Annotated in this window: 15 protein-coding genes and 1 pseudogene; 3 read left to right on the forward strand and 13 right to left on the reverse strand. The window is 41.3% G+C overall.

Going from position 1 to position 16,645, the window contains the following annotated elements:
- Positions 1-110 precede the first annotated feature (110 nt).
- From PTE_RS07350 to PTE_RS07370, 5 genes are all read right to left on the reverse strand, one after another.
- Positions 111-440: a lysozyme gene (locus PTE_RS07350; protein WP_422615317.1), complete on the reverse strand. Its 330-nt coding sequence runs from the start codon at positions 438-440 to the stop codon at positions 111-113.
- A 418-nt stretch (positions 441-858) separates the two neighbouring features.
- On the reverse strand, positions 859-1,287 hold the full coding sequence (locus PTE_RS07355) for a transposase (RefSeq protein WP_157890151.1): 429 nt from the start codon (positions 1,285-1,287) through the stop codon (positions 859-861).
- A 208-nt stretch (positions 1,288-1,495) separates the two neighbouring features.
- The gene (locus tag PTE_RS07360) at positions 1,496-1,858 is read right to left on the reverse strand and encodes a hypothetical protein (RefSeq protein WP_051477244.1); all 363 of its coding nucleotides are present in this window, start codon (positions 1,856-1,858) and stop codon (positions 1,496-1,498) included.
- A 255-nt stretch (positions 1,859-2,113) separates the two neighbouring features.
- Positions 2,114-2,260: a helix-turn-helix domain-containing protein gene (locus tag PTE_RS23475; RefSeq protein ID WP_081738175.1), complete on the reverse strand. Its 147-nt coding sequence runs from the start codon at positions 2,258-2,260 to the stop codon at positions 2,114-2,116.
- Positions 2,257-3,297, reverse strand: coding sequence for an IS630 family transposase (locus PTE_RS07370; RefSeq protein ID WP_036844556.1), 1,041 nt, complete (start codon positions 3,295-3,297; stop codon positions 2,257-2,259). Before PTE_RS07370 ends, PTE_RS23475 begins: the two co-directional genes overlap by 4 nt.
- A 783-nt stretch (positions 3,298-4,080) precedes the next feature.
- Between PTE_RS07370 and PTE_RS07375 the strand changes: the two genes are divergently transcribed.
- Positions 4,081-4,683 carry a DJ-1/PfpI family protein gene (locus PTE_RS07375; RefSeq protein WP_209435493.1) on the forward strand — a complete coding sequence of 201 codons (603 nt, stop codon included), beginning with the start codon at positions 4,081-4,083 and terminating at the stop codon, positions 4,681-4,683.
- Positions 4,684-4,740: 57 nt separating this feature from the next.
- Here the strand turns inward: PTE_RS07375 and PTE_RS07380 are convergent.
- Both PTE_RS07380 and PTE_RS07385 read right to left on the reverse strand, forming a co-directional pair.
- Positions 4,741-6,087 (reverse strand): annotated as a pseudogene (locus tag PTE_RS07380) (ISNCY family transposase).
- Between the two features lie 134 nt (positions 6,088-6,221).
- Positions 6,222-6,842, reverse strand: coding sequence for a hypothetical protein (locus PTE_RS07385; RefSeq protein ID WP_036844558.1), 621 nt, complete (start codon positions 6,840-6,842; stop codon positions 6,222-6,224).
- A 140-nt stretch (positions 6,843-6,982) separates the two neighbouring features.
- On the opposite strand from PTE_RS07385, the gene PTE_RS07390 reads away from it, so the two are divergent.
- Positions 6,983-7,657: a Tm-1-like ATP-binding domain-containing protein gene (locus tag PTE_RS07390; protein ID WP_241826089.1), complete on the forward strand. Its 675-nt coding sequence runs from the start codon at positions 6,983-6,985 to the stop codon at positions 7,655-7,657.
- Between the two features lie 668 nt (positions 7,658-8,325).
- Here PTE_RS07390 and PTE_RS07395 read toward each other — a convergent pair.
- The gene (locus tag PTE_RS07395) at positions 8,326-9,087 is read right to left on the reverse strand and encodes an IS5 family transposase (protein WP_036844751.1); all 762 of its coding nucleotides are present in this window, start codon (positions 9,085-9,087) and stop codon (positions 8,326-8,328) included.
- 688 nt (positions 9,088-9,775) lie between these two features.
- Positions 9,776-11,188: an ABC-F family ATP-binding cassette domain-containing protein gene (locus tag PTE_RS07400; protein ID WP_036844560.1), complete on the reverse strand. Its 1,413-nt coding sequence runs from the start codon at positions 11,186-11,188 to the stop codon at positions 9,776-9,778.
- A 664-nt stretch (positions 11,189-11,852) separates the two neighbouring features.
- On the opposite strand from PTE_RS07400, the gene PTE_RS26400 reads away from it, so the two are divergent.
- On the forward strand, positions 11,853-12,002 hold the full coding sequence (locus PTE_RS26400; RefSeq protein WP_245219001.1) for a hypothetical protein: 150 nt from the start codon (positions 11,853-11,855) through the stop codon (positions 12,000-12,002).
- A gap of 450 nt (positions 12,003-12,452) precedes the next feature.
- Here the strand turns inward: PTE_RS26400 and PTE_RS07405 are convergent, their stop codons facing one another.
- The 4 genes from PTE_RS07405 to PTE_RS07420 all read right to left on the reverse strand — a co-directional run bounded on the left by PTE_RS07405 (position 12,453) and on the right by PTE_RS07420 (position 16,644).
- Positions 12,453-13,484 carry a 5-bromo-4-chloroindolyl phosphate hydrolysis family protein gene (locus tag PTE_RS07405; RefSeq protein ID WP_036844562.1) on the reverse strand — a complete coding sequence of 344 codons (1,032 nt, stop codon included), beginning with the start codon at positions 13,482-13,484 and terminating at the stop codon, positions 12,453-12,455.
- A 60-nt stretch (positions 13,485-13,544) separates the two neighbouring features.
- Complete coding sequence (locus tag PTE_RS07410; protein ID WP_036844564.1) at positions 13,545-14,645, reverse strand: toxic anion resistance protein; 1,101 nt, start codon at positions 14,643-14,645, stop codon at positions 13,545-13,547.
- Positions 14,646-14,911: 266 nt separating this feature from the next.
- Positions 14,912-15,349 (reverse strand): DUF29 domain-containing protein, encoded by a 438-nt coding sequence (locus PTE_RS07415; protein ID WP_036844566.1) that lies wholly within the window; start codon positions 15,347-15,349, stop codon positions 14,912-14,914.
- A 659-nt stretch (positions 15,350-16,008) separates the two neighbouring features.
- On the reverse strand, positions 16,009-16,644 hold the full coding sequence (locus PTE_RS07420; RefSeq protein WP_036844568.1) for a two component system response regulator: 636 nt from the start codon (positions 16,642-16,644) through the stop codon (positions 16,009-16,011).
- Position 16,645 lies beyond the last annotated feature (1 nt).

Raw genomic sequence — 16,645 nt, forward strand, 5'->3', positions numbered from 1 at the left:
GAACCTTCCCCTGAACAAAATGCGTCATGATTTTGTCCGGATACCAGTTACACTGGTGTTTCAAACAGCATTTTTTCGGCTTCCCGCCGGTACACCAGACCGTCCAGTTTTTACCCGCAGGCATAATTGCTTATGTTCAGTTTTTTCAGCAGCATTGAAGAACGGAAATTCCCGGCCCCCAGATTGAAAACAAAGGAGACTAGCGCATCGAACTGATACTGATTAATCGAAATCCTGACCACATTGTTTACCGTGCGTTCAGCATCAACTACATCCTGGTACAGAAAAGTATCCGCCTCTTCAGCACTGATAACATCGCCGGGGCGCTCGCTGGCGGTGTGGCCGTAACCGATGGTCCAGACGTTTGTCAAACACTGATAGGCATAAAAGCAAAGACCTTCAAAATGTTTTATCAGTTCAAGCCCTTCTTTTTCGCTCACCTTCATTCTCTCCTCCGTTAAACAGGTTATCTTTACGCCCGGAACAAAGAACACAGAGACATTAATGCTCAGAAAACTATGTCTTATGACATAATCAAGTCCGGAAACAATAGTAGCCAACGTATCAGCTCTTGCTAACCCATTTAATTTGTATAGTTATTTATTTTTTTACATATGCTTGGCAAACTTACTGAGAAATAGAGATTTTTTAATTAAGCGGCCTGAATGATTAGCAAAATAAGATGGATATATCAAAACGACAACATACTTTATTGTTTCATTATGAAATAATAAAGCATGTTAGAGAATAATATGTTTAATATAAGCAAGTGGTGTACTAAGCATGTTTTTATTTTGTTGATAAGTTCAGGCATCTGCAGATAATGGAAGTAACTCAGAAAACGGAATTTAAAACCTGTTAAGCTGAGGGCATGACCATAACAACCTGAACTTGCTCCGAGCCTATCTCCATGCTGCTACGCCAGACGCAATCGTCGATCAGATTGATATGTTTCCAACCTAACGTATCATCCCGTTTTCTGGCACAGCGCATCACGAACCGGGTACCGTGAATTATCAACGTTCGCAGGTGGTGGTTCCCATTTTTACTCAGAGAAGATAACCGAGCTTTACCACCTGAGCTATGTTGCCGTGGAACCAGACCGCACCAAGCGGACAACTGTCGGCCATTCAAGAATTGTTCCGCATTGACTTCATTCACAAAAGCACCTGCAATCAGAGGATCGACACAGGGAATAGTAAGCAGGTGTGGATAAGCCGTTTGCTGGCGAGAAAGCGCGGTGATTTCATTGTCCATTTCATCAATACAACAGTTTAATTCTCGCATCGCTTCCTGTAACGAATTCAGCAGACGGCGCAACATGCAGGATAAACGATTTGTCTTCAGATAAATACAGACTTACATAACGTCAAACATAAGTCGTTACCATTAAGGATTGATGAACATATTAATTTTTAAAGAGATCTAATTACTTAATGGTTCATACATTAAACCGGAAAACTATCCAAAAATTTTCCGGTTTCATTTGACAAGGCTATTTTATTTCGTCTTTCAAAACCCTACGACGATATTCACCACTCGCTTTTTCATGCATGGTAAACAACATAGGTAATAGAGAACTCAGCGCCGATAGGCTATGCCCGAGCTGACACAAACTCTCTGGAGTAAATTCATGGATACCGTTACCGGCAAACGACAACATTGAGTCACCAAGAAAAGTTACACCATGACAAATACCCATAGCATTTTCTTTAGATGATTCAATTAGCTGACACAGTACAGTATCGCTAACACATGAAAGATCCAGTGATGCAATCGCATCCGACATGCCAGACCATAGGATATTCACATCAGATATATCACTGTCGCCGGGAGTGTCTGGGGTGCTACTGTGCATAATATTGCTTCTCAATTGGTTTACAAAAAATTAAAACCAAAGAAAAGTCTGTGAGCAAAGTGTGTACTTCGGTTTCTACATTAGATTGAGCGTTAAATGTATAACGCTTTGAGTATGAGGATATGTTACTATTCATATTAGCCATAGCATTAGTTCCGATAATGTTTTGGTTAGACGCTCTGATTGTGTTGCAGCACTTTCAGAGCGTTGCTTTTATAGTTCCTATAACTGTCAACATATTCTTTCTCTTAGAGATCAATATCTCTTCCTTCTTTTCTGATAACGGGAAGGCCAGATTTCATCTGGCTTCTGTCCTAATGCATTCGCAATAATTGTTTCACCTTTATGCCAAGGTCTTTGCAAAGCATTAGATAATGTTGATGATGCTAAATAAGAATTCATAATGATGCTACACCGATTTTATTCATTCCTGGTTTTTGCTGTGCTGAAATCGACGCCAAGAAAGCATCAACATAACTTAGCAATCGCCACATAGATTGGCAGCTGTGGTTCCGGGTGACTGTCTCATGCAACGATTGCCAGAGCCGTTCTATTTTATTCAACCAGGGGGAATAACTCGGTAAAAATACGAGGTTAAATTTCGGATGCTGTGCCAACCAATGTTTGACTTTCTGACTGCTATGGATGCAGTAATTATCTAAGATTAATGTTATCGTTTTCGCATCAGGATAGTGGGTATTAAGCTCATCTAACATCTTGATAAATAAATTAGAGTCCTTCTTTGTCCCTTTAACATAAGTCACTTTCCCTGTTTCGGCATTGAGGCAGCCGGCAAGATAATGTTTTTCATTTTTTCCTGGCGTGACAACGCGTTTTTGCTGCCCTTTAAAACACCAGTCCGCCCCGATTTTCGGATTCAAATTAATATCGACCTCATCTTCATAAAACACCGGATGTTGTGCTGAGATATGGGTCAGGGCTTCTGTGATTTTTGCTATTTTTTCATGATATTCAGGATCAGGTCGTTTTAGGGTGGGGGCGGCCCTGCGCCAGACAATACCGACCTGTTGGCAGTCGCGATATAACGTACTTTGTGTGAGAGATAACTTGAGCAATTGATTGAGAGTCTGAGTGATGAGCTCCAGGCTCCAGCGTGAGCGAAGATAGCTAAAATCTTGAGGCGAGTGCTGCAATAAGAAAGACAAGAGCGGATAGAGCGGGGCTAAATTCCAGACAATGGGCCTGCCGGCGGGTAAACTTTTCAGCCCTTCCAGGCCATACAAGGTAAACCAGTGAATCCAGCGATTAACCGAAGAACGTGCAGCATGCAGGGTTTCGGCGACATGAGTCACCGTATGACCTTCATGTAGCATTAATAATGCCATTAATCGGCGGGCATAATCCTTATCACGGGTTTTATGGATAAGTTTTTTCATCTGCTGTCGTTCATTTCGGGGGATGGGTGCTATGATGGGCATCGCTCAGTCCGTTTTGGGGTTTGTGATTTTTAGCGATTGATCAGATCGCAAAAATCGGACTGAGTTCCCTTCCAAGTGATCTATTATTTCGAAAGCTTATTTAGGGTGGGTTCCCAAAGGGCACAGTTGTGGTGAAAAATCAACTTATTGGGTATCACAACACGTTATCCACGGTGACCATTCAGTCGTTTATCGGGTGAGTAAAATACCGGATGACCGATGTAACGGGTTATAACATGGGCTGAAAGGGCTCATATCCCGCAACGGAGTGAATAAAGCCGTTACTGCCTTGGTGAATAAAATGCCCCAATAACCGAGGAATTGGTCAGAAATAAAACGGAGTGTATAGTGCAATGAAAGGTATCTATTTCCAGTAGTGATAAAGGAAACAAGGTTTGGATGACATTATGGCACGGGTGATTTAGCCCATAATGACGCCGGATATATAGTCGTAAACCGTATCAATTCAGTTCTTGCAAACTGGAGGCATCCATATATGGTTAATACATTGATATACTGACACTTGGTATAGAGCTGTTGATAATCTTGACCAAGTATTCACTCACATTGCATTACACATCCACGATCAAATAGCCTTAGCCGAAAGAGCACCATACGATACAGCAATTAGAACCATCTGCACTCCACACTTATATATTTCTAAAGAATATTTGTCAAACCAATTTTAAACTGTCACCCAATCCTGCAAAGTAGAAATGTCACCTTTTATCTGAAAGAATAGAGATACTGATTAATGATTTGAAACTCAGGTACAAAAAGAGGTTGGGGATAAAAAAAGCTTTATTTTTCTTACTTGATAACTATGCAGATTGGGAAGGTGCCTTTCTTGCCAGTAGGCTGAATGCAAGCAAAGGGTGGACAGTAGAGACCGCTTCTCTGGAAAAAGGCATCTGTAAATCAATAGGTGGTTTCACCACCATGATTGAACACTCCATTGAAGCTCTTCCGCGCCACGTTGATCTTTTTGTCTTGATCGGTGGAAATTCATGGAATATAGAATCAAGTAAACTAAATAAGCTTATTTCCACTTATCTCAATGATAGGGTTGTTGTTGCTGCAATTTGTGGAGCTGTTGATTTTTTGGCTAGAGGTGGAATGTTAAATGATTATAAACACACTGGAAACTCTCCATATTTATGGAGAGGTTACAACAAATATAGAAATACTGATAACTTCATTTTAAAACAAGTGGTTGTTGATAGAAATTTAATTACTGCAAATGGTACGGCATGTATTGAATTATCAGAAAATGTACTAAAAAATATCGATTTTGAAACACTAGATATAATTAAAAAAGATCATGAGTTGTTTAGATTAGGCTATTACAATTATCTTCTTCAATATGAAGAAGATCCATTCAAATAGGCAGGCGAATATTAGCCCAGTAATATTGAGTAGATATTAACATACTTTTTCGTTGCACTAACTTTTAAGGCTTTTTCTGAATTCATCAGGGTCAGCAAGCACCGGATTGATGGCTCTCAGTTGTTCCTGAATTCTGGCCTAAGCTCGGCGTCTTGGTATTGCTTTACTTCTGCTTCGCTTATCCTGACGCTCCAGTTCGTCCATTTTGTCCTGAGCCAGTTTCAGCACTATACCAAGACGTTTGTTATCAACGACTTGTCCCTAGTCAATACAATCCAGTTTATCGAACACCTGATATTTCAGTGAGCGATAACCATATTTAAATGCCAGTGTGCCATCCGGATAGTTATAGACTTTGATAGTTTCACCAGCAATGCGTGAGTTTTCTTCTGTCGGCTCAACCAGATAAATCATTTTGTCATAGCGGAATGTTAATGATTTAGTGAGCTTGCGTGTTTCCTGCCAGGCAAACATATCATCAAGTCCTTCGTCGCTCTCAGTGGCTGGTCGATGTAAGTTTTTGGGGTATTTTGGGGCTAGGGCAAAACGCTGGTTAAAATCATTCATGAAGGCTTCCAGCCATGCATTAGCTTCTTCAATACTGCTAATACCTTCCAGTCGCATTTCTTTGATAAGCCTGTCCTGAAGCACCTGGTTTGTACGCTCTACGCGCCCTTTAGCCTGCAGGCTGTTAGCACAGATAAGCTCAACACCAATACCATGAAGTACCCGACCAAACTGGGTTGTTCCTGTTATCGCACCATTAGGATGATTTACCCGAAAAATGCCATGTTTATCACTGTAAAAAACTAAGGGTTTACCGTGTTTTTCAATGTATTCTCGAGTTGCCAGTATGTAATCAAATGCGGATTCAGTTTCACCAAAACACAGGTGCATCAAGCGATCCGTCGCATCATCAACAAAGACCAATAGGCAGCATTTTGGCACTCGACCTTCAAACCAATCATGAGGGGAACCATCGATTTGGATCAGTTCGCCAAGACAATCACGGCGGTTACGGAGCTGATATATACGGGGCTTACGTCGAACGTAAGGGATCCACAAACCATCAGCGATCATCCATTTTCTTAGCGTTTCAACTGACACGATAACATTGTGTCGTTCTTTGAGTTTTTCAGCCGCCAGTGTCAGACCAAAATCACTATATTTTTCATGACGCAGAGCCAGTACCCGAAGTTTAAAGGATTCAGGCAGGCAATGATTTCCTTGCTTTCCCCGGTGGCCGTGAGCTAATGCAGCAACACCTGACGCACGGTAACGACTGACGAGACGCTGAACCTGCCACTCGGTCAGGTTCAGCTGCGCAGCGGCATCACGCCGTCTGAGCCGTTTTTCACAAACCGCCTGAATGACGTTAACCCGGTTTAATTCTTTATCTGACATAGTCACCAACATCCGAATGTCCTTGTCGCAGCAAAAGGTTTTATCCTTTATGCTGCAAAAAGTGACATTACTACTTTACTGCTACACCTCATGCCCGGTTTTTTTACCCTTAATGTTAAAAAATGGTCTTCTGATTATTTTAGCTCCTCATTAATGGCCTGCCGAACAATCAACTTTGCGGCCCAACTCGTTAAGTTGATGATTTCATCATTTTCTAAACCAAAAGTATCTTTCAGAATAGTCATAGCCTCTGTACCATATAAAACGGAAATCAACATAATAATCTTATGTATTGTGTCATCTTTAAGCTGACCTTTTAGAGGCGCTAACGCCGTAGAAAGCGTCTCTTTACGGTTACTTTTTTTCTTCAAAACGAGTCGTTCGTGGTTACCTTCACCTGATAAAGATTCCTGCCAGCGTAGCTGAGAAATGCGTAAAGCATCCCTCATCAGTGCCTCATTGGCTTCTATTTCTTCATAACCCCATCTTAATAATTTCTCAATATTTTCCTCTGCATCATTGCCCATAGGGGGGACAACGAATGACCCAATGACTTGTTTTACAACATATTCTACAAAATCACTATGGGTTGAAAAGTAGCTGCGCAACGTGACCTTCGCATACTCAGCTTCATTAGCAATCTCTTCAGGAGACGGAAATTTTTTTTCACGGTATAACTTCAGCGCTGAATGAGTGATACGCTCCAGGGTACGACGCCGGACTGGCGACAGTTTTTCTTCATCGAACAGAATCATTTAAACCCCTTAAAATTTTAACCGTATAGCATTCGCAATAAAAAATATCACTAATGATAAAAAATAACTTGCATGTTGTAAAATATTACAATAGGTTTACATTCGTCTTTGAACTAGGTATGCCACATGGGGTGAACACTATGACGCGATTTGTGGTTGTCGTTGGCACAGCAGACACAAAACTGGACGAGCTGGTCTGGTTGAAATGTTGTTTACACCTCGCAGGAGTTGATTCAATCATCATTTATGTGTCTACATCAATTCCTGGGAAAAATCATCAGAATAAAAAGGTAGATATTCACTCACTTCAGGTGGCTGAGTATCATCCTGCTGGCGCTGATCCCGTTTTTTGTGGCGTGCAGAATAAAGCGATAACAGCGATGTCTGTCGCCCTCACGAATTTCCTGAACAGTTCAATCGACGATATTGCGGGGGTGATTGGTATCGGCGGCTCAGGCGGAACAGCGCTGATTACTCCGGCTATGCAAAGCCTGCCTATCGGTTTGCCTAAAATCATGGTATCAACTATGGCGTCAGGGAATGTTTCAGCCTACGTTAGAGCCAGCGATATTGCCATGCTTTATACGGTAACCGATCTCAACGGACTAAACCGTATTTCTCGTTCAGTCTTGTCTAATGCTGCAAACATGATGGCGGGCTCTGTCAATTATTTTACGCTATTGGCTGATATTCATAAACCCGCTTTAGGGTTAACGATGTTTGGTATGACGACTCCGTGCATTGATCAGACTAACATTAAAGATTATTTGAATAACAGAACTAATGATAATAGTCGATATGCTATCCAGTCCTAATTTAAATCCACTATTATTTTTGTGTATTCAAAGGAATACTATAAAAACAGGTTTCATTAGATCAATGATATGCATATATCAGTTCTGGCAACTTCTTTATATGAGGTGATCCTTGAAAAAGTAGCTAAAGAATGTTTATAACCCTTATCAGGTCTTATTACATTGGCGTGTGATATAAATCAAGAAATTTGTCGTGCTCTATTTATATATCTTAATCAAGGTCGGTAGCGCTTTCTTTGGTAATGACTCTGACTTATTGATAATGATGAATATTCAAATTCCCCCGCTACCCCCATATACTCAGTCAGTTATAAACAATTTTTCCAGTGCGGCTTGATACTCAGTCAACAACGTCTTGGAGCGCTTTTTTAGTCCGAGAGGCCACGTGCTAAAAATATGAGTGATGCCAAGCTTGGGCTATACCAGCTTCCGGAGGAAACTGTCCAGAAATTGGGGAACAGTTCACTTGGGGGCTGCATAGAGCAAAGGTAACGAATATGGAGCTTGCGATTGAGAGCTGCCCGCAGCCAGTGTAACAAGGTACGGGAGTAATAAACGGTGGTCAGACTGCTGGCCTGCCTTCTACTAAATTCAGCTAAGAGATTCTGGTAATCTTTTGACACACTCATACGCTTCACTAGGGGTTGTTTACCTTTCGGGTACATAATTTATTCAGCCCACATAGGCAACCAGATAATGATAAAACCCAGAGCCAGCATACTGGCGTAATTACGCTCCAACTTATCGTATCTTGTTGCTATTGCACGAAAATGTTTAATTCTAGCAAACACATTCTCCACCAAGTGGCGGTAACGATATAAACATTTATCAATACGCTTATCGGCTTTTCGACGGTTTTTCTTGTAGGGAATGACCGGCGTTGCACCTTGTTGTTTCACGGCAAGCCTGAAGGCTTCGCTATCGTAACCTTTATCCGCAATCACAAAATCCGATGGCGGTGACTGTGACACCAGACTTTCTGCATGAACGATGTCGTGTGTTTGACCCCCAGAAAGCTCAAAATGCACAGGTAAACCGTCACTGTCCACAGCCAAATGGATCTTGGTTGAATGTCCACCCCGACTTTTTCCTATCGATTCATTTTCTTTAGAGGCCGCGCCTGCACTGTGTTGATGAGCCTGCACAATACTCCCATCAATGAACAGCCACTCCGTATCAGAATATTCAGATAACAATTTGAATATTAAATTAAAAATATCTTTCTTTGCCCATTCATTAAAACGTCGAAAGACGGTATTCCATTTCCCAAATTCAGGCGGTAAGTCACGCCAGGGACAACCGGTTCTCATGCGGTAAAGGATACCCTCAAAGGTCAGGTGATGTTCTTCTTTGTGATAAATCAGTCCACTTTGTTGCATGAATACAGCTAGCGTATTCCATAGGGGTTTTGATAACATTGTTCTCGGCATGATGGTAAGGCATGGTTGGTTTTTGGCGAAAGCAATTATACCCAATCATCATGCTGTTCAATAAGCCCTCTCAAAACGTCAACAGCCCCTAGATATAATACTTAATTTCGATATCAAATAAATAGCTCAGTAACCTTGTCTTAATCAGAATCACGAATGAACCAAAATGAATGGAGAAGTCAATTTTACAAACCTAGCTGATCTTTTGGCATCAATTCGTCGAGATTGACCTATTTCGGGCTGATATTGTAGTGAGAAGTGCTTTCTTAATATGGGAGTCGGTCGCTTTTTGTGCGAGTCTTATATTAGAACTAAAGCGTCGACTAGAAGTATAGCACTTTGTCGTTAGTCTGATTCTTCCATTTATTTTAGTTTATTATTTCTTAATAATTCTATCTGTGAATCAGATCTAATATCGTTGAACTGGGATATTATATTTTGATTTTATTGGAGTATTAGACATTTTTCAGAGTTTCCTTGGGAATCTATCGGGCTTCAGGAATAATTGATACACCACTACATCATTTTTATTTAGTCAGTCCAAGAGTGTTATGACCTAAGAAAAACAGGAACGATTCACAATCACTCTCTAAATGCATATCTTCACAGCAAATTTATATCTGATTGTGTCCAGGTTGAAACACAACATCGGGAATAGAAGATATAGAGAGGGTTTTTCTCTGTGCATTTACTGGTATACCGCATCAATGACATAACTTTTTGTAATTCTAACTTTTTTTAAAAATTCTATGTCATGGGAAATGAGGATTAAAGTGCCAGGATAGGCTTGAAGAATATCTATTACATGCTGTCGTATGGTTATGTCAAGGTTGTTAGTCAGTTCATCAAGAATCAACAACGGCGGAGCTTTGGCAGCAATGCAAGCCAGTGACAAACGTGCTTTCTCCCCTCCTGAAAGCACAGAAACTTGGGATTGAACAAGCTCGTTTTGCCGAAATAGGAAATTGCTGAGGTGGTTGCGTAATTCTGGCTGACTCCAATCTGGGACAACATTCATCAACGCTTGCAGCACCGTATGGTTAGGATTGAGATTAGCATAGTGTTGATCCAAATAGCCAATGTCTCGGGGTTGAGGTATCAGCCAATCACCACTACGTATAATTTCCGGATCTCCAAGAATCGCACGTGCTAATGTAGATTTACCACTACCATTGCAGCCTTTCAGCGCTAAACGTTCGCCTTGTGCAAGACTAAAATTAATATTTTCAAACAGTAATTTTTCATATCCTACTGCGCCATTCGTAACCTGCAAAACAGTTTGCTTTGATCTTACAACTGCTGGTAAATGAAAACGTGGCGTGACAACTTTGACAGGATTCAACTGAGACAATTGCTCCAATAATTCTTTACGGTGTTCCGTAATTTCAGCTTGTTTGCGTCCGGCTGTTGAGCTACCTCTACTAAGTTTAGTTGGAGACTTTACTGTGGCCCATTTTCGGTTTTGGATACTTTTGATACCACGTTGACGCGCATGGCTTGCACGCTCATTCTCCTTCATTAATGCCTTATGGGTGTCTTTTCTGGCGCGCTTAATAGTTGTCAATTGTTTTTCCAACATTTTCCTCTGGAGATCTTGCTCTGCAATATAGTCCATATATCGGCCAGAAAATACTTCAATACGCCCATCTCGGATATGCCAAATAGTATCGCATACCTCATTCATTAAAGTTTCATCATGAGTAACTAGCACGATACTGATATTGTTATGTGATCTCTGCAACATGCGAGATAACGAGCGGCGATTACCATCATCAAGATGATTAGTTGGTTCATCTAACAATAATACATCGGATGCATTGGCCATTGCCTGACTTAATGCCTGATTTACACGTTGTCCTCCACTTAAGCCATCTTTGTCCCCATGCTCCTGAGCAACATAACCAATATTAAGTTCCAAATCTGTAATGACTTTTCCTTCACTTGGCTCCAAGCTGCCATATAAAATTCGTAAGAGTGACGACTTACCACAGCCATTGTCTCCGACAATCGCAATACGTTGCCCCCTTTTGATAATGGCATTAAATTCAGAGAAGCAGATTTTATGGGGAAAAGAAACACCAAGATCATGTAGTTGAATCATGTATATGAATGCTCCCAGTAATAAGTAAAAAGTGGTAGGATCGCCCGACCTACAGAACACCAAACAGAGGAGCTGGAGCTAGAATCAAGGCATTCCGCAAAATGGATAGAAAAACGATCAGCACTTATCCGTCATCACATGTACAGTAATGTTTATACCCATTACAACCTTTAGGCACACATAAAAGCCGAAAACCACACTTACTACTACTTTTATAATATGTTATGACCTGACGGCAATAACATTAGATGCTATATATTAGCAAAAACTATTTCGTGTTGTTTGTCACATTACGCTATCGTGAGTCAACTGCCACCCAGCCATCTAACCAAGCGAACTCAATTAGCAATAGTAATTTAATTTGGTTTTAGGGCCAGATATCACATTTTTAATGTGGTTACTATGGGTAAAAATAACGCTTTACATACTCAATAAACATAAAGAGAAATATCAAAACCTATTAATAAAATTATAATGAAGTACAGGCCTGTTTTAATCATAAAACGCAAGCAGAAACAAAGGCTAGAAACGATGATGCAACAAGCAATCGAGAAATCACGGCTCAACAAAGAGATAAAGGTACCGTACAGTCATCGATCTGGACATTCCGTCAACGACATCCAAATGAAAAGTGGTTTGTAGTTGTAACACGCCAAGACCGAGATTGGGGTACCGATTAAGTGCAGAACAAGAACCTTATGCCCTAGTCGTCACCGTTACAGACCGTGATAATGAAAAAGCCAAGTTATATACCCAAATCCAACAACGAATCCGTGAGCAGGAACATGCTCGCACTCGTGTTAATATTGATTGACTTGGGGCATTCCTGAACAGTGATGATACTGGCATCACTGCTCAGTGACCATCCAGTATACTCAATTAACAACTCTTTTTCACAAAACAAGAAAACATCAGTTAATCATCATACGATCTTGTCAAGTCAATGCATAACATTCCCTTGGATAGATATCCCCCCCCCCAACAAAAATATTTTCATCAAGATAATCAGAGTGAATACCTCTGGGACTAAACTCATATCTGAAACCAGATCAGCGGTACACCGATTGTCTTAGCATCACTGAATCTCAACCTACATATTGAACTCATCGAAACGAAAGTGTTTAGCTGACATTATTCCATGCATCCAGAAACGACAATTTATGTAATTCAATAATTTTTCATGAGTTCTTAACTACCACAAAATAGGATAGCCACTGCGATTGCGCCATCAGAAAAGAAGGAGCAATCGCACGCGGTACGAACATTAATCGTGTTTAGCACCAAACCCCTGGGAACGGATCAACTGATTCATTACCTTGAGATCCACCAGTAAATCGTCGATATCATTATCCAACAGATGCTGGTGCATCTCACTAAATGCCGCGCTCATTTCTTGCAGGCCCTGATAAGTCAATAACCTGACCTCTTCGGATTGTGCACTATTGGCATTTTGCTCCTCCAACAAAGTACAGCGTTCCAGCGCCTTAGCAATCATCGGCAGATAACGGTTGAGAAATGCCTTACCGGGAGCAACATCCCTGGCATCAGCCCGCATACAGCCAATTATCGCCTGAGTTTTTTCTTCAATCTGGCTGACTAACTCCTGTATATCAGACGACATGCCAGACTGATAGCGCCTGATCTGCACCAGCTGTTCATGATATTCAGCCAACACTGCCTGTGCATCATCCCGCTGACGCTGTTCTTCCACCTGTTGACAGGCAACAATCTGTTGCTGCTGTTGCAGCGCTTTCTGCTGCCGGAGATTACGCCAGGGCTCAACAAACGCCGCCACCAACACAATGACAACAAATACGACGCCAAACCAGACGGGGATCGCATAGGCGTCCATTCTAAACAGCATGACAATGGTACTCGCTGCTATCAGCAACAACAGGAATCTGCCTACCTCCAGTTTACGTTGTCTAATGATAGTAATAAGCAAGGTCGCCAGCCCGCCAAACAACAGTGCAGCGGCCCACAGCCCCGCGAGCGGACTCAATATCGCTACTAGCCAACCGGCCAAAGTAGCCAGCCTATGTGGACGCGGCGGATAAAGAGTCAGTAATCCGATATAGCCCGATAACAACACTATGCTGGAGATATGATGGTTATCCGCAGGCAAGGTCAAAAAAGACCAAGGAGTAAACAGAGCAATGCAGGACAGCACAAACGCAAGCAAAAAGGTTTTAATATGAAACAGTACACGCGATAGAGACCGTCTGATACCACCGAACAAGGACATCACGCCCTGCTCCTTCCGCTGTGCCACATCATGTGGTTGAGGTGTAGACATATACGTATTTACTCTTACCTGTTATCCATTAATCAGGAACGTACCTTGTTGAGATCATGACTAATATTGCGCAGCTGCTGAGGTTAAACGCTGACGTAAATTATCTTCCATAGTGGACAACTCTTTTTCAATCTCAGTACGCTTAATGCGCGCTTCCGACGCAATGCGCATCGTATCCTCAATAGTATTAACTAGGCGATTCTGCACATCGTGTAAGGTCTCAATATCGACGATAGAGCGTTCCACTTCAGTGGCCGTTGCAATGCTGCTCTGTTGCAAAATTTCGGCATTCTTACGCAATAAATCGTTGGTCGTATCGGCCACTGCTTTTTGCAATCTGGCTGCTTTACCCTGAGCTTGCAGTGACAGATTAAGTACCATCTGACTTTTCCAGATCGGTAATGTAGAAAGGATGCTGCTCTGGATCTTTTCCGCTAGTTGCTGGTTGTTATTTTGCACGATACGGATCTGTGGTGCGGTCTGTACAGCGATGGTTTTTGACAGTTCCAAGTCGTGAAGGCGGCGTTCAAAACGGTTAATCTTTTCCAGCATGTCTTTAACACCCTGCGCATCCATCAGGTCTTTAGACCCTTCAGCCTTTCTCTGTAACATGGGCAACTCCACCGTTTTAATCTGCTGTAGCTTCTGTCTGCCCGCTTCAACATAGAACGATATTTCTCTATAGAAACCCAGGTTACGATCGTAAAGCTGTTCCAACACGGTGATATCACGCAGCAAATTAAGCATTGCATTATCCAGATGGGTTGCGATGGTATCGACCTGCTGTGTCAACGTCTTTTGATCAATAACGGTGCGTTCAATTTTCTTGAAAATCCCACCAATCAGCGGTAATTTGCTCAAAAAACCACTGTTCTTCTCTTCTGCGGACAACGCATCATGTCCACGAATAAACATAACCAAATCCGAGAGCTTCTGACCAACTTCATCAGCCTCTTTTGTCCGTACATTCTCCAGCAAAGTATCAGCAAAACGGGCTATTTCTCCCATAGGCTTGGCACCATAGCTGATCACTGCCGCAGGCTCAGAAATATCGATTTTCGCTATTAATGTATTGATGTGTTCCTGATCAACCAAAGCAGTTGACTCATTGGCAATCATGTCATGACCCGATGATGGTATAGGCATAACCTTAATACTCATGAAGTAATCCTGTTAGCTGAATAATTAAATAACTGCATGTAAAATAAGGAATATTATATGGCGTCTACAGAGAGTGTAAAACAAGTTCTACTTTGTGACTACTCCCCGCCGTCAAGAGGGTGTCGCAAAAAGTGACCTTAACCTTTTGCGACACCCTCGCACTGGGCAAGGATTTACGGCGGTTTTTGCTAACCAGACTGTGATTTGCCTTGCGTACAAAAATGAAAAACGCCAACATAAGCCAGCGTTTAAATATGTCAAAACACCTAATCAGGATAATACTCAGTATCCAGTATTTGTTCTGCCGTCCAGATGCAGGATGTCGGAAAAATTTCCAAACCAATGCCTGTTTCTTTAGACGCATCAGAACGGGCATCAAACCAAGTATCTTCGAACCATTCAGGATCAGACAGTGACGCTTTCAAACTTGGCGTTTTTTTCAAACGCCGCTGAATCAGTTCTCGCTGTCCTTTAATGGTTAATTCCCAACTTTTACCTTGGTGAGTCGGCTGGAATTTCCATTTCAGAAGGTGAGCCAGTAAAACCGCCATCCTGCTTGCCAGCTCGCGTTTTTCACTTTTGCCCACGTCTTCTATCTCCTCAGCAATGTTTTCAATGTCAATCTGACTGAGTTTACCAGCCCGCAGTAATGCAGCCTGTTCATTTGCCCAAGCTACCACGTCAGTCTCATAATGGGTTCCCATGGGAGCCTCCGATAGGTTAAGGAAATGTATTTACAAGACACTATTGCAGTGTGTCAGAGAAAATCAAAACCGTCAAAATCCATTGGTATTAAAACAATAGTATGAATGGCAAGTTTCGGTATACGGATATGCACTCTATATGCTTCATCCATATACACGATGCGTTAAATAATAGTTTTATTTAAATGTCTACATAGATATTTCATCCTAGAAAATTAAAATTGCAAAAATAAGTATTAATTAAGAATTATAAGTAAAAAACTCACAAATAAACTCAATCTAAACATTGACTTTCATTTATTATTTTAGATAAAAAACAATATCTTGCAATCATATGATTATATATTTTCTTTCAATTAAAAAAACCACAATTAATATTAAAAAACTTAAAGGCATTTAAGGCATTTAAGGCATTTAAAACAACATATTTATAAAAAACCAAATAAAATATAAAATTGACACAATATTATTAAAAAAATAACAGAAAAAAATTAGAATCGTCGTTTTTCTATCCTACAATCACTACATGACATATAAAAAATATCCTGCGGTTTCGCATATTACTTAAAAACACAAAAACAGCTCTATAATCGAGCTGTTTCTGCATGCTATTTTTAATAGCCACTTGCCATCCAGCAGCATTAATGCTACCTGCATGATCAAGCTATCAACCCCAATTTTCTTGAATATTTAAGTAATTCAGTCACCTTATGAACTTTGAGTTTTCGCATCATATTAAGGCGGTGAGTTTCTACTGTTTTAACACTAATACTGAGTATCTCAGCAATATGGCGATTACCATTGCCTTCACTGATTAGCTGTAATATTTGACGCTCGCGTCGGGTAAGCAATGTACTGTCATCATTTATGCCTTCCCCCAATAAGCGGATTGCTTCCTGATTCAGGTGAGGATCAACGTAACTCTTTTTGGCAGCAACGCTGGTAATCGCAGCAAGTAATATCTGCTGCGAACTGGTTTTCAAAACATAGGCTAATGCCCCCGCACGCAGTACACGGCTGGCCGTCAGCTCATCGTCATGGGCCGTCAGGGCAAGGATGCGTAAATCCGGCCAACGTTGGCAAAGTTGTGGAATAATATCTAACCCATTCAGCCCAGGAAGGCTAAGATCAAGAATAACAATATCCGGTAGCAGATCCCGACAGGCAGCATAAACAGACAGCCCATCATCAACCTGCGCGACGACCTGATAACGCGGATATGCAGCAAGAAGGTTCTTGATTCCATCTATGATCAGCTCATGATCATCCACCAGCAAAACTTTATAGCAAATCATA

The organism is Photorhabdus khanii NC19 (assembly GCF_000517265.1).
Lineage (GTDB): Bacteria > Pseudomonadota > Gammaproteobacteria > Enterobacterales > Enterobacteriaceae > Photorhabdus > Photorhabdus khanii.

Excerpts from the sequence above, each read along its gene's own strand:
- PTE_RS07355 (WP_157890151.1), bottom strand. The coding sequence starts at position 1,287 with ATGCGAGAATTAAACTGTTGTATTGATGAAATGGACAATGAAATCACC.
- PTE_RS07360 (WP_051477244.1), bottom strand. The coding sequence starts at position 1,858 with ATGCACAGTAGCACCCCAGACACTCCCGGCGACAGTGATATATCTGAT.
- PTE_RS23475 (WP_081738175.1), bottom strand. The coding sequence starts at position 2,260 with ATGAATTCTTATTTAGCATCATCAACATTATCTAATGCTTTGCAAAGA.
- PTE_RS07370 (WP_036844556.1), bottom strand. The coding sequence starts at position 3,297 with ATGCCCATCATAGCACCCATCCCCCGAAATGAACGACAGCAGATGAAA.
- PTE_RS07385 (WP_036844558.1), bottom strand. The coding sequence starts at position 6,842 with ATGATTCTGTTCGATGAAGAAAAACTGTCGCCAGTCCGGCGTCGTACC.
- PTE_RS07390 (WP_241826089.1), top strand. The coding sequence starts at position 6,983 with ATGACGCGATTTGTGGTTGTCGTTGGCACAGCAGACACAAAACTGGAC.
- PTE_RS07395 (WP_036844751.1), bottom strand. The coding sequence starts at position 9,087 with ATGCCGAGAACAATGTTATCAAAACCCCTATGGAATACGCTAGCTGTA.
- PTE_RS07400 (WP_036844560.1), bottom strand. The coding sequence starts at position 11,188 with ATGATTCAACTACATGATCTTGGTGTTTCTTTTCCCCATAAAATCTGC.
- PTE_RS07405 (WP_036844562.1), bottom strand. The coding sequence starts at position 13,484 with ATGTCTACACCTCAACCACATGATGTGGCACAGCGGAAGGAGCAGGGC.
- PTE_RS07410 (WP_036844564.1), bottom strand. The coding sequence starts at position 14,645 with ATGAGTATTAAGGTTATGCCTATACCATCATCGGGTCATGACATGATT.
- PTE_RS07415 (WP_036844566.1), bottom strand. The coding sequence starts at position 15,349 with ATGGGAACCCATTATGAGACTGACGTGGTAGCTTGGGCAAATGAACAG.
- PTE_RS07420 (WP_036844568.1), bottom strand. The coding sequence starts at position 16,644 with ATGATTTGCTATAAAGTTTTGCTGGTGGATGATCATGAGCTGATCATA.